Source organism: Nannocystis sp. (genome assembly GCF_016714285.1).
GTDB lineage: Bacteria > Myxococcota_A > Polyangia > Nannocystales > Nannocystaceae > Nannocystis.
The window spans coordinates 1-12,076 of the sequence record NZ_JADJNN010000027.1 but is presented as its reverse complement, the minus strand read 5'-3'; the positions used below and the strand labels follow the sequence as shown (position 1 = coordinate 12,076).

12 protein-coding genes are annotated in these 12,076 nt (G+C 70.2%); 7 read left to right on the top strand and 5 right to left on the bottom strand.

Annotation, left to right across the window (positions count from 1 at the left end; all coding sequences use genetic code 11):
• Position 1 precedes the first annotated feature (1 nt).
• A complete protein-coding gene (locus IPJ59_RS30725) occupies positions 2–1,408 on the bottom strand; it encodes an esterase/lipase family protein (protein ID WP_293251873.1) in 1,407 nt (468 codons plus the stop codon).
• Between the two features lie 63 nt (positions 1,409–1,471).
• Between IPJ59_RS30725 and IPJ59_RS30720 the strand changes: the two genes are divergently transcribed.
• Both IPJ59_RS30720 and IPJ59_RS30715 read left to right on the top strand, forming a co-directional pair.
• Complete coding sequence (locus IPJ59_RS30720) at positions 1,472–2,260, top strand: CoA transferase subunit A (RefSeq protein ID WP_293274582.1); 789 nt, start codon at positions 1,472–1,474, stop codon at positions 2,258–2,260.
• 150 nt (positions 2,261–2,410) lie between these two features.
• Positions 2,411–3,010 carry a DJ-1 family glyoxalase III gene (locus IPJ59_RS30715; RefSeq protein WP_293251877.1) on the top strand — a complete coding sequence of 200 codons (600 nt, stop codon included), beginning with the start codon at positions 2,411–2,413 and terminating at the stop codon, positions 3,008–3,010.
• Positions 3,011–3,812: 802 nt separating this feature from the next.
• Here the strand turns inward: IPJ59_RS30715 and IPJ59_RS30710 are convergent.
• Positions 3,813–4,607, bottom strand: coding sequence for a DUF4388 domain-containing protein (locus IPJ59_RS30710; protein WP_293274580.1), 795 nt, complete (start codon positions 4,605–4,607; stop codon positions 3,813–3,815).
• A 251-nt stretch (positions 4,608–4,858) separates the two neighbouring features.
• Between IPJ59_RS30710 and IPJ59_RS30705 the strand changes: the two genes are divergently transcribed.
• The 5 genes from IPJ59_RS30705 to IPJ59_RS30685 all read left to right on the top strand — a co-directional run bounded on the left by IPJ59_RS30705 (position 4,859) and on the right by IPJ59_RS30685 (position 10,011).
• Positions 4,859–6,631, top strand: coding sequence for a hypothetical protein (locus IPJ59_RS30705; protein ID WP_293274579.1), 1,773 nt, complete (start codon positions 4,859–4,861; stop codon positions 6,629–6,631).
• A gap of 82 nt (positions 6,632–6,713) precedes the next feature.
• On the top strand, positions 6,714–7,958 hold the full coding sequence (locus tag IPJ59_RS30700; protein ID WP_293274577.1) for a serine hydrolase domain-containing protein: 1,245 nt from the start codon (positions 6,714–6,716) through the stop codon (positions 7,956–7,958).
• Positions 7,959–8,083: 125 nt separating this feature from the next.
• Positions 8,084–8,353, top strand: coding sequence for a hypothetical protein (locus IPJ59_RS30695; RefSeq protein ID WP_293274575.1), 270 nt, complete (start codon positions 8,084–8,086; stop codon positions 8,351–8,353).
• 407 nt (positions 8,354–8,760) lie between these two features.
• Positions 8,761–9,234: a carboxypeptidase-like regulatory domain-containing protein gene (locus IPJ59_RS30690; RefSeq protein WP_366524726.1), complete on the top strand. Its 474-nt coding sequence runs from the start codon at positions 8,761–8,763 to the stop codon at positions 9,232–9,234.
• A 90-nt stretch (positions 9,235–9,324) separates the two neighbouring features.
• Positions 9,325–10,011 carry a ClpXP protease specificity-enhancing factor SspB gene (locus IPJ59_RS30685; protein ID WP_293274574.1) on the top strand — a complete coding sequence of 229 codons (687 nt, stop codon included), beginning with the start codon at positions 9,325–9,327 and terminating at the stop codon, positions 10,009–10,011.
• A gap of 540 nt (positions 10,012–10,551) precedes the next feature.
• On the opposite strand, the gene IPJ59_RS30680 is transcribed toward IPJ59_RS30685, so the two are convergent.
• From IPJ59_RS30680 to IPJ59_RS38315, 3 genes are all read right to left on the bottom strand, one after another.
• Positions 10,552–11,394: a hypothetical protein gene (locus tag IPJ59_RS30680; protein ID WP_293274572.1), complete on the bottom strand. Its 843-nt coding sequence runs from the start codon at positions 11,392–11,394 to the stop codon at positions 10,552–10,554.
• A 27-nt stretch (positions 11,395–11,421) separates the two neighbouring features.
• On the bottom strand, positions 11,422–11,580 hold the full coding sequence (locus tag IPJ59_RS30675) for a hypothetical protein (protein WP_293274570.1): 159 nt from the start codon (positions 11,578–11,580) through the stop codon (positions 11,422–11,424).
• Positions 11,581–11,843: 263 nt separating this feature from the next.
• Positions 11,844–11,930: an RCC1 domain-containing protein gene (locus IPJ59_RS38315; RefSeq protein ID WP_366524725.1), complete on the bottom strand. Its 87-nt coding sequence runs from the start codon at positions 11,928–11,930 to the stop codon at positions 11,844–11,846.
• Positions 11,931–12,076: the final 146 nt, after the last annotated feature.

Genomic DNA, 12,076 nt, shown 5'->3' with positions numbered 1-12,076 from the left:
GTCAGTGCTGGGCCTGCGCGAGCTCGCGGGCGCGGTCGCGGTAGAACGCGAGGTGGTCGAACTTGGGGTCAGTGATGCCGAGGATCTGGCCGACCTCGTCGATGTGATCGGCGATCATCTCGCCGCGGTACTCGCCCCACTTGCCGCTCTCGACGGTGACGAGGCCGTCGTTGTCGCCGCGGGCCTGCTGCAGCAGGGCGTAGGACCAGCCGATCAGCGGGTCGACCAGGTCCTGGCAGTGGTTGTCCGGGTTCAGGAAGGCGACGGCGTCGCAGGTGCGGCCGGTGTACGAGATGTACTGCACGCGCGGGTCGTCGGGGTTTTGCGGGTTGAACTCCTCCTGCATGTGCTGCTCGCTGAGCGAGTAAAACGAGGCGAGCGCGTCGGACTTCTGCTGGGCCGTGACGGCGCCGAGGAAGTTGAGGAGGGCGCCGACCACCTCCTCGACCGCGCCGGGGGCGAGGCCCAGCGCGAGGTCGGTGATGTACGTGCCGAGGTGCGGGCTGGCGATCGTCATCACGGCGGAGACGCGGTCGCCGTAGCCGAGGCTGCTGACGACCGCGCGGCTGTCGATGCCGCCCTGGCTGTGGCCGAGCAGGTCGACCTTGCGGGCGCGCCACAAGGCCAGGGCCTCGTCGAGCTGCACGGCGAGCTGGCCGGAGCGGACATCGGTGCTGTTGTAGGGGTCGAGGACGGCGACGGTGTACGGGTAGCCGAGCTCGCTGAGCATGTCGGCGACGTTGTAGAAGTAGGTCAGCGGGCCGATGTTCTCGAAGCCGGTCCAGCCGTGCACGAGCAAGATCGGGAAGCGCGTCGTCTCGCGCTCGCAGCCGAGGATGCAATGGACCTCGAGGTCGTAGCTGGCCGCCGCATCGATGGCGTCGCTGCGCACGTGCACGGCGAACTCGCCGGAGCGCGGGACCGGGAAGATCGCCGACTGCTCGCCGGCGTCGCTGACGATCGGCGGCAACAGGGCGGCGCTCCACACCTGCGCGGTGGGCTCGTCGGGGTAGGCGACGGCGGCCGAGAGCACGCCGCCGGTCTTGCGTCGCAGCGTGATCTCGACGGTGCTCTCGCTGGGGGCGGCGAAGTACCAGCGGTCCTCGCTGCACGGCGCGAGCTGCTGATCGAGGCGGGCGCTGTCCTTCGGGATGAAGTCGCGCAACACGAGGGCGAGGGCGTCGGGGTCGCAGGCGGGCGCGCCCGTGCTGCCGTCGCCGCTGCCGTCGCCGCTGCCGGGCTCGCCGCTGCTGGCGTCGGCCTGCGTGGTGGTCGGGACGGTGGTGCTGGTGGGCTCGCCGCTGCTGGCGGGTTCGCTGCTGCTGCCAGCTTCACCGCCGGGGGCGGGCGCGTCACCGCAGGCGGCGGCGGCGAGGAGGAGCAGGGCGAGCGGGGTGGGGCGGAGCATGGTCTCGCGGGGCACGATAGCCGAGGGTGCGGGCGGCGAGAAGATCCGCTACAACGCCCGGCGATGACGGTCCCGACAACCACACAAGCTGAGGCTGGCAAGCAGTTCTCCAGCGTGCACGGCGGCGGCGCCTCGATCGCGAGCGGCAAGCAGTTCGCCAGCGTGGCGGCGGCGCTGCACGACCTCGGCGACGGGGCCTCGATCGCGGTCGGCGGCTTCGGGCTGTGCGGCAACCCGGAGGCCTGCATCCGTGCGATCGCGGCGCGCGGCGTGCGGGGGCTGACGATCGTGTCGAACAACTGCGGCAACCAGGGCCAGGGCCTGGCGATCCTGCTGCAACAGCGGCAGGTGGCGCGGGTGGTGTGCAGCTTCGTCGGCGGCAACCCGGACCTCGAGCAGCAGATGCTGGCCGGTGAGGTGGCGGTCGAGCTCAACCCGCAGGGCACCCTGGCGGAGCGCCTGCGGGCCGGCGGCGCCGGCATCCCGGCCTTCTACACGCCGACCGGGGCGGGCACTGTGGTGGCCGAGGGCAAGGACGTGCGGGAGTTCGCGGGCCGACCCTGCGTGCTCGAGACGGCGCTGCAGACGGACTTTGCGATCGTCCGTGCGGCCCGTGGCGACGCGCTCGGCAACCTGCAGTTTTATCGCACGGCCCGCAACTTCAACCCGCTGGCGGCGATGGCCGGGCGGGTGACGATCGCCGAGATCGACGAGCTGGTGCCGGTCGGGGCGCTGGACCCGGACGAGATCCACCTGCCGGGGATCTTCGTGCAGCGCGTGGTCCACGTGCCCGAGCACGCGGACATCATCGAGTTCCGGACGACCCGGGCCCGACCAGCCGCGGGCCCGTAGAACGTTGTATTTTGGCGGTCTGCGGGGTTACTGAGGATGGGCGCCCCCGCACCCGGGGCCTGCGATAGGCTGGGCGCCCCGCTTTCTTGGTTGGGCCAAGTTTTACCCGTAGCCTTGGCGATCGAGGACGAGGAGGAGCGCAGGATCTCTATGACGACTGACGACATGATCGAGGAGATCGAGGACCTCGAGCCGGCCCTCCCGCGCGCCCTGGTGGTCCTCGCGGAGGGCGCCGAGGAGGCCGAGGCGGTGATCATCGTCGATGTGCTGCGGCGAGCCGGCATCGACACGACGCTCGCGTCGCTGGGCAGCGACACGGTGGTGCAGCTGAGCCGCAAGGTCCGCATCGTCGCCGACGTCACGCTGGCGGCGGTGACCGGCAGCTTCGAGGCGCTGGTGCTGCCGGGCGGGGCCGAGGGGGCGCGCCGACTGTGCGCCTCGGAGCTGGTCGGCGAGCGCCTGCGGACGCACAGCCGCGACGGCCGGATCGTCGCGGCGATCTGCGCGGCGCCGCTGGCCTTCCAGGCCCACCAGGTGTTCGCCGGGCGTTCGATGACTTGCCACCCGACGGTCGCCTCGCGCATCGCGGCGTACGGGAAGCTCGAGCGGGCCAACGTGGTCGAGGACGGCAACCTGATCACGAGCCAGGGGCCGGGGACCTCGTTCCTGTTCGCGCTGGCGATCGTGCGGCGGGTGGTTGGGGAGCCGCGCGCGGCGGAGGTTGAGCGCGGGCTCGTGCTGGCTCGCTGAGCTTCGCGGGCGCTTGCGGTTTGCCGGAGTTGCCTCGCAGGGGTGCGAGGAGGTCGATGGCCGTTCAGTCCTCGCGCTGGAATGGCACTTCGTGCCACTCCTGCGCTGCGGATTCACGTCCATCGACCTCCTCGCACCCGTGCACGGTAACGCCGTGAACGGCCCTTGCGGCGGCTCTGGTGAACTCGCGATCGCGTGGTTCGACGCGAGGGCCGAGTCGGGCAGCTTGCGGCCGGGATCGGCCGCAAGATGCCCGACACCCTGGAACCGGTACCCGCCGCAGATGCGATGGCGGACAACTCGTCGCGTGCTCGGGTGTTCGCGTGGTTCGGTGTGCGGGTGTGCGGGTGTGCGGGTGTTCGGGTGTTCGCGTGTTCGCGTGACTCGTGGATCGGACAGCGAGCTCGCTGTCCGATCCACGAGCTGACCGCACGTGCACTCCCCGGCGTTCGCGGATCGATCGCATGACGTGCATGCATACCCGGATGCACGCGATCGGATCTGCGGCGGGTAACGCGTCCAGGGTGTCGCGTCCGCGGCGGCCGCGGCCGTCGCGGATGCGACTCGGGCGTCGCTTCGAACCACGCGATCGCGAGTTCACCAGGGCCGCCGCAAGGGCCGTTCACGGCGCTCCCGTGCATGGGTGCGTGGGTGTGGCTGGACGTGAATCCGCAGCCGGGTGGGCGAGCGAAGCGAAGCACACCAGGCGAGGACTGAACGGCCAGCCACACCCACGTACCCTTGCGAGGCAACTCCGGCAAACCGCAAGTGCCCGCGCTGCGCAGGTGCCCGCGGAGCAGGATCAGCGGCGGGTGAAGGGCCGCGGCTCGGGGCTGATGAGCTCGAGGCGGCGGATCATCTTGAGGGTGTAGATGAGGGAGAGCAGCTCGTGCTCGTCGGCGTCGAAGTCGTTGAGCATGCCCGCGAGGTCGCGGCTGCCGTCGAGCTGGGACAGCCACATCGCCTCGCTGGGCTCTAACTGGAGCTCGGCCGCGAGGGCGTCGCGGGCGGCCGGATCGCTGGCCTCGCGCAGCAGCGGGCGCTGGTCGCGGGCGCCGACCGACTCCCACAGGCGCTTCTGCGGGATGCGGTGGCGGGCGCCGCCCATGATGATCGCGGCGGTCGGAGTGTTGAGGGTGACGGGCTCGGCGCAGATGGCCTCGGGGTCGAACTGCCAGCGGCCGTCTTGCCACAAGAACATCGAGTCGAGCATGCGCAGCAGGTGCTCGCACAGGGCCTCGTCGAGGTCCTGGGGGCGGATGAGGCCGGCCTCGATCAGGATCTCGCCGATGCGCTTGCCGGCCTTGACGGCGATCAGCGTCTGGGCGGCGTCGTACTGGGCGCGGCTGAGGAGGCCGCGCGCGAGCAGGCGGTCGGTGAGGCGGTCGGTGCTCTGGTTGCTGCGGGCGAACACCGGCTGACCGGCGGTGAGCCACAGCTGCTTGGTGACGTCGCCGGACTGGACCTTGAGGCAGCCGGTGCGGCGGGCCTCGTGCAGGCGCCACAGCAGCTCGGGGATCTGGACGTCGCTGAGCCGACCGGCGCCGGTGGTCGCGGGGTCGGGGGGAGGAGGAGCGGAGGTGGCTGGATCGTCCATGGCCCGGGCGCCGATGGCCGCAGTGTATGCCACCTGGGCGCGGCAGGGGACCTCGCCGATGCGGGCGAGGGGCGACGAGCGTGGCCGATGCGACGGGGCGAGGTCGTGGACGGCCAGCCATGCCGGGACAGGCGAGGGTCATGCCGCCGCAGCGATGCGGGTGCGGCCTGCTGTGCGAAATCACGCGGGGCCCGGAGGCGCGGCCACGTGGGCTTGCGGGGCCCTCCGGGGGCGTTCTACAACCGGCGGCGATGACCCGCCCACTCACCTTGCTCGCCCTCGTTGCTCTCGTCGCCGTCGCCTGTCAGAAGCCGGAGGGCAAGCCCGCGGATGGGACGGCGGAGAAGTCGGCGACGGCGGCGACGGCGGGGGAGACCGCGGGCAAGGCGGGGCCGGCGAACGCGGCGGGTGAGGGCGTGGACGCGGCGGTGCGGGTGAGCGAGTGCCCGAAGTCCCTGGGCGGGACGGACAAGGTGCACCGGGTGATCTCGAAGGACTGCGGCGTGGTGCCCGTGACCGAGGACTACTACGTCGACGGTGGCAGCCTGACGCTCGAGGCCGGGTCGTCGCTGAGCTTCAAGGACGGGACCGGGCTTTATGTCGGCTACTACGAGTCGGCGAAGTTGATCGTGCAGGGGACGGCGGAGGCGCCGGTGGTGCTGACGGCGGCCGGCGACAAAGCTGCGGGGGTGTGGCGCGGGGTCTCGCTCAACGAGCACGCGGCGCGCTCGACGATCGACGGGCTGGTGATCGAGTACGCGGGCAACGACGAGAGCGCGCTGTACGTCGCGGCGGCGGACGTGAGCGTGAAGTCCAGCAAGATCCGCGACGCCAAGGGGACCGGGCTGTTGATCGCGGACAGCGGGACGCTGGCGGCGTTCACCGACAACGAGCTGAAGAAGCTCGGCAGCAAGACGGCGATCGCGGGGCCGGCTTCGGCGGTGGGGGGGCTTGGCGCGGGCAACCGCTTCGATCCAGAGGCGCACATCCTGGTCCGCGGCGGGAACCTGAACAAGTCGGCGACCTGGCTGCCGGCCGGGGCCCCGCTGGTGATCGGCGGCGAGGTGTATGTCGACGGGACCGAGGGTCAGGCGGCGAAGCTCGAGCTGACGGCCGGGCTCGAGCTGCGCTTCGGCGAGGCGGGCTCGCTGGTGGTCGGGTACTACAACCAGGCGGCGCTGGCGGTGAAGGGCACGGCGGAGGCGCCGGTGACCTTCACTGCGCACGAGAAGCGCGAGGCGGGCGGCTGGGGCGGCGTGACCGTGCACGGCAAGGGCGAGGCGACGATCGAGCAGGCGGTGTTCGAGTTCGGCGGGCGGGATGAGAGCAATGGTGTGCTGGCGGTGCGGGGCGGCTCGATCGGCCTCAAGGCGAGCACCTTTCGCAGCGACAAGGCGGGCGTGAGCGTCGACGAGGGGAGCCGGGTGACGGCCTTCGCGGACAACAAGTTCGCGGCGACGCCGGTGGCGGCGCTGCTGACCGCGAATCACGTGATGGCGCTGGCCGAGAGCAACGCCTACGACCGCGACAGCCGGATCAAGATCACGGGCGCGGCGGCGATCAAGGGCAAGGCGACCTGGCAGGCGCAGGGCGTGCCGATCGAGTGGGCCGGGGAGCTCTACATCGACGGCGAGCTGACGCTGGCGGGGGGGGTCGCGTTGCTCGGGCAGCCCGACGCGCGTCTGGTCGTCGGGTACTACGACACGGCGGCGCTGCTGGTGAAGGGCACGGCGGCGGCGCCGGTGACGATCGGGCCGGCCGACACGGCGAACAACAGCTGGATCGGGATCTCGCTGGCCGGCAAGGCGAGCGGGAGCTCGCTCGAGAACCTGGTGCTGACGGGGGCCAGCGCCGACGCGGCGATCGACGTGGCCGGGGGCGTCAGCGCGACGCTGAGCGCGGTGACCTGCTCGAAGTGCAAGAACGCGGTGGTCGGCTGGGCCTGCGGGGCGACGGTGACGAGCTCGCAGGTGCTGGCCGCCGACGGGACGCCGAAGGTCGACGTGCGGCCCGAGGGCTGCTGAGCGGGACCTGGTATCGTGGGCCAGATCTGGCCCGGCCACGTCTGGCTCCGTCACTCCTGGAGGTCCCATGCGAAGGCTCCTGATGCCCGCCCCGACGCAGCGCGAGCGCGCCGCTCTCCACCTCCACGCGCTCGTCGTGGCCGCCTCGCTCGGAGGGTGCGGAGAGGCTGCCCCGGAGGCGGCGGACGGGTCGGGCTCGACGATCCCTACCGTGTCCGAAGCGACAGGCGACACGCCGACCTCCGGCGATAGTTCCTCCGATAGCAGCTCCTCCGGCTCGAGTGACGGTGACACCACGGGTGGGTTGACGGACTGCGAGTCCATCCAAGCCGCCCTCCAGGACGTGGCCGACGCCCACGTCGAGGCCGGAGTGGTGGGGCTGGTGCTGGCCGCTCGCACGCCGCAATGTCCCCCCATCGCGGTCGCGTCCGGTGTGGCGGAGCTCGCGAGCGAGGCACCCCTGACGGTCGACCATCGGCTCCGGATCGGGTCGGTGACGAAGACGGTGACCGCCGCGCTCCTCCTCCGCCTCCAGGAGGACGGGCTCGTCGACCTCGACGCGCCGATCTCCGACTATGTTGACACGCCGGTCCCCAAGGCCGACGAGATCAGCGTTCGTCAGCTCCTCAACCACACGTCGGGGATCGCCAATTACCTCAACTCCCCCAACTTCTTCGACATCGCCGACGGGGTTCGCGTCTGGGAGCCCGCGGAATTGGTCCAGCTGGGCGTCGACCTCGGCCCGGTCTTCGACCCGGGCCAGGGCTGGGAATACTCGAACACCAACTACATCATCGCGGGGTTGATCGCCGAAGCGGTGACCGGCCAGACCTTCGGCCAGGCGGTCCGCGCGACGATCCTCGACCCGGCGGGCCTCGACGAGACGTACTTCGACGGGGAGGAGACGGTCGAGGGAGAACTCGCGCACGGCTACATCCCGGGGGAGGACCTCACGTTTTCCCATCATCCGTCCGCGGCCTGGGCGGCGGGCGCGATGGTCATGACCGTGGGTGACCTCGCGGCGTGGACGGACGCGCTGCTCCGCGGGCCTCTGCTCTCGGACGCATCGAAGGAGGAGATGCTGGACGTCGTCGCCACCGGCAATCCCGAGACGCCGTACTACGGCCTCGGCGTCGAGATGCCGTCGCTGGACGTGGGCGCGGTGGTCGGGCACGGGGGCCTCTTCCCGGGGTACACGGCCGCGATGGGACTGCGAGTCGACTCGGACGACGTCGTGGTCGCCATCTCCAACACGTTTGGCTATTTCTACCAGTGGGACGCAGTGAAGTACGGGCTGCTCGCGCTCGACGAGGCCCGATCAAGCTGAGCCGATCATGATCGCCAGTACCGCCGACGCCGCGGCCCGAGTTCGCCACAAGGTCGAGGGCGATGGTCCAAAATTCGCCGTGCATGTGGACGTCGTGGAGCAGGCCGTCGGGTATGCTCAGTAATATGGGACCAGAGGCGATCAGCGAACACGACGTCGCGGAGACCTACCGCCTGATCGGGCGTCGCCCGCCCTCGCTGCGGTGGGCCAAGGCGGAGCTCTTCCTCGGCCTCGGAGCGGTCGCCTGCGGGTGCTGGCTGCTGCGGACCGAGGTCGCCGCCGCCGCCTTCGGCGCGGGGCTCCTCACGCTCGGTGGCTACCTCGCCCTCGCGGGGCACCGCTCGCATCTCTACGACGCGATGACGCGGCAGACAACGCTGCTACGGCGCAGGTAACGATGTGGCGCGCGCCCGAACGCGCCCCACCAGATCGGCGGGCCTCGGTTGGCCGCTCGCGGTGGATCTGGCTGTCGGATCTGGAATCGGCTCTCACCAGCCGAGCTTCTCATCAGCATTCCCGCCTGCGTGACGAGACGAGTACCCACTCCGGGTCGGCGACGCCTCGGTGGTCCACCGTAATCGTAGTAGATGGCCTCATCGACGCCGCACCTGGACGTGCGCCGCGCCTCGGCCACTCGTTGGCCCAGCCACGACGGACAAAAGCCGGCGTCGGCGAGAGCGGTTGCGCGAAGTCGTTGACGAAGCGGCGGGCGCGTGGTGTTGTCGGGCATGCGCTGGAGCGTCGTGCTCGCTGACGCTGCGAAGATCTGTCTGTGCGTTCGGTTACCGCCACGGTGTTCTGCATGCTGTTCGTGGCTTGCGCCGCGCGACGACCCGCGGCCGCACCGCCATCGACTCCGCAGCCACCGCTGTGTCGAGTGACTCCGTCGGAGCCGCCGCCGCTCCCCCCGACGCCGCGTGATCGCGGCTACCGCCAGCCCTTCAGCTGGCAGCCCGCGATGATAGCCGGCGGGCTCGTACATCGCGCGACCGGAGGGCACTTGGCCGGCGCGCGCGTCGTCCTCCGCTGTGATTGTGACATGCCTCCACGTGAGCTGGTGACCGACGAGGACGGGTTGTACGCTTTCCGCAATCTCTCAGCGGGGCAGTACACGGTGACGGTGATGTTCCATCGCTCCGTGAAGAGCAAGCATGTGACCGTCTTGCCGGTCGCCAGCTACCGCGTGAACTTCTCGATCGACGGCCTCCGCGAGTGCCGCGACGGCGAGACGCCGGTCACCGGTGACACGCCAGTCCGGCATGCTCGCCTGGTCTGAGCCACCTGAACGGACTTCGTCGCGGCTGTCGCCGTCGAAATCGCCGATCACCTCGAAGATCGCGGCCGCGAGCGCATGGGTACGGACAAGATGGCGGCGGCGGATCAAGATCCGAGGCCGAGGGCTGACGCTGTCGACGCTTGTTTGGTAGGGTCGGCGTCGCTCATGAAGCCGATTCAAACTGCCATCGAGTCGCTCCAAGCGAAGGGCCTGTGCCCTCGCTTGCACGTGGACGTGACCCACGAAGACGCGGTCTTGCCCGACTTCGTCCGCGACAAGTGGAAGGAGCGGCTCGTCATCGATCTCGATCCCAGCTACCCGCTGGACCTCGCGTTCACCAAGGTTGGCGTCGAGGCGGATCTCTCGTTCGGCGGCTACGTTACGCGTTGCACGTTCCCATGGGCTGCGATCTACGTCGTCGCCGATCGCGGCACGGGCCGCGGCCAGGTGTTCGCCGACAACATCCCCGACTCGCTGCGTCACCAGTACGGAGCTCCCGCGCCGCAGGCCCCGGCCCTCGACCCTGAGCTGACCAAGATCGGCGACGACACCAAGCCCAAGAAGGGCTCGCGTCGCCACAGGCGTGCCGGGGCCGAGTCGCCTGTCACCACGCTCCAGGGCGTGCGCCCGCTCGCGCCGGTCCTCGCGCCGGTCGAGGATGCGAGCGAGGCCGAGGAGACGCCCGCCGAGGTTGCGGTCGTCGAGGTCATCGCGTCCGGCGAGCAGACGGCACAAAAGCGCCGGTCCGCGTTCAAGGTGATCGACGGCGGGAACTGAGAAAGCCCGCCGCCGATGTACTACTTGACGGTCACGAGGGACCAGGAAGACATCGTCCGCCGAGAGACCTTCGAGGATTACGGCGAGGTGCTGTAATGGTACGATAGGGAGGGGTCGTAAGGCTCGCATTCGCGGCTCGGCGAGGCTTCATCGGCGAACGCCCGCAGGCTCTCGGGTCTGAACTTTTGCACGTGGTAGTAGAAGCCGTCGACCGCGTGCCGCATGCGAAGAGCTCCTCGCACGCAGCCTCGATGCACGAGATGGGCGACACCCCGATTTTTTGAACCTGCACAATGGCGGCTTTCTGGTCTCGAAGGATATCTCCGAGGTGCTTTGTGTCGATTCACACCGCCCCTCGAGCAAATACTTCCTGCTCGCAGCCACGACCGCGGGGCCGCCGCTCCGGATCTGGTCGCCTTCGACCTCTGTCTCGGTGCCTTGCGCATCTGGCCTTCGAACCAGGTTGAGCGTCGCCGCGTGAGAAGTTGCGTGATGTGCTCACGCAGGCCGACCCGGGGCCGGGGCCGGGGCCGGCGGGCGTTATGGATCGACGCGGGCCAGCAAGATCTCGACGCTGGAGAAGGTCTCGCAGCCCTCGGGCGAGGTCTCGAAGACCAGCTCGGGCTGGACGACATAACGCGCGCCGAGCTCGGCGATCCGCCGGGTGCCATCATAGACGAGGGCGGGTGCCGACATCGCCTCGCTGATGCGTGCGGCGGAGCGCGTGGTGGTGATGCAGGAATTGGAGCTCGATTCGCAGCCGGCGTCGTCGGCGACGGCGAGGTCGAGCGGGGCGAGCCAGGGCTCGATGCGGTTGACAAATTTGGCGACGAGGATCGCTTCGGTGGCGGCGGCGCGCAGCACCAGGGCCTCGCTGTGGCCGCCGTTCGGGCAGCCGTAATCGTTGAACGCGTAGCGCAGGCGCAATTCGTCGCCGGTGCAGACCGGGAAGAACAGGGCCGGGTCGGTGACAGTGAGCGTGAGCTCGTGGAGCTCGGCGGCGTCGTCGGTGCAGCGCAGGGTGATGGTGACGGCGGTGGTCTGCTCGTCGATGGCGGTGGCGACGCAGGGCACGTCGACCTCGACCTCGGCGTGGGAGCAGTCGTCGTACACGAGCTCGGGCCAGGTCTCGTAGGTCAGCTCGATGGCGCCGCCCGCGTCCTCGGAGTTGATACATTGCGCGGCGTTGGTGGCGACGGCGATGCCCTCAGGGTGGGGCGTGAGGCAGACGCTGGGCGCGTCGGGGCTGGTGGTGGGCTCGGTGGTGCTGGCGGGTGCATCGCTGGCCGCGCTGGTGTCGCTGGTATCGCTGGTGTCCGCGGGGGCCGGGCCGCAGGCGGTCACGGCGAGGGCGAGGGCGAGGGCGAAGCGACAAGGGAGCATCGTGCGACGATATCGTATCGCTGGCGCTCAGGGGTCGGCGTCGTGCGGGACGGTGCCGAAGCGGTCGCTGAAGTCGGCGAGCAGGCCGGGTGATGCGACCACGCTGGTCGGGTCGGCCGCAGCCAACGCTTCGCGGGCCTTGAGCGAGCGAGCGAAGTAGTCGCGTACCGCCGAGAACGGCTGCACGGCTCTGCGTCGCCAGCACCGTCGCGTGCCAGCGTCGGGCCGCCGACAGCTCGGCCCATCGATCCCGGGGGCGCCGGCCCGCCGGACATGTTGTCGCTGGCCGCTGGGGCGCCATCGGTAGATCTGGATTGCATTTCACCCGGAACAATGATTTTACGGCGCAGCTTGCGATCTGTGCGGCTATCAGACGCGATGTTGGTGATGTGGCGTACGTGCTGGTTCCAGCACCCGGCACACAGGGTCACGCGTAGATGACGGTTCGTTCAGGGCAGGGCGACGGCGAGGGGGGCGAGGCTCTCGGCGGTGGTGCCGTCGCCGAGCTGGCCGCGCTGGTTGCTGCCCCAGCACATGACGCGGCCGCTGCGCCGGTGAGGGCGCAGGCGTGGTCGACGCCGGCGGCGAGGCGGAGCACGTCGGCGATGGCCGGCCGGCGACGGGGACCTGGCGCCGGTGCGTGAGCCGTTGCCGAGCTGCCGCTGGTGTTGTTACCCCAGCA

Coding starts and splice junctions, on each gene's coding strand:
- IPJ59_RS30725 (WP_293251873.1), bottom strand. CDS start 1,408: ATGCTCCGCCCCACCCCGCTCGCCCTGCTCCTCCTCGCCGCCGCCGCC.
- IPJ59_RS30720 (WP_293274582.1), top strand. CDS start 1,472: ATGACGGTCCCGACAACCACACAAGCTGAGGCTGGCAAGCAGTTCTCC.
- IPJ59_RS30715 (WP_293251877.1), top strand. CDS start 2,411: ATGACGACTGACGACATGATCGAGGAGATCGAGGACCTCGAGCCGGCC.
- IPJ59_RS30710 (WP_293274580.1), bottom strand. CDS start 4,607: ATGGACGATCCAGCCACCTCCGCTCCTCCTCCCCCCGACCCCGCGACC.
- IPJ59_RS30705 (WP_293274579.1), top strand. CDS start 4,859: ATGACCCGCCCACTCACCTTGCTCGCCCTCGTTGCTCTCGTCGCCGTC.
- IPJ59_RS30700 (WP_293274577.1), top strand. CDS start 6,714: ATGCCCGCCCCGACGCAGCGCGAGCGCGCCGCTCTCCACCTCCACGCG.
- IPJ59_RS30695 (WP_293274575.1), top strand. CDS start 8,084: ATGGGACCAGAGGCGATCAGCGAACACGACGTCGCGGAGACCTACCGC.
- IPJ59_RS30690 (WP_366524726.1), top strand. CDS start 8,761: ATGCTGTTCGTGGCTTGCGCCGCGCGACGACCCGCGGCCGCACCGCCA.
- IPJ59_RS30685 (WP_293274574.1), top strand. CDS start 9,325: ATGGCGGCGGCGGATCAAGATCCGAGGCCGAGGGCTGACGCTGTCGAC.
- IPJ59_RS30680 (WP_293274572.1), bottom strand. CDS start 11,394: ATGCTCCCTTGTCGCTTCGCCCTCGCCCTCGCCCTCGCCGTGACCGCC.
- IPJ59_RS38315 (WP_366524725.1), bottom strand. CDS start 11,930: ATGTGCTGGGGCAGCAACCAGCGCGGCCAGCTCGGCGACGGCACCACC.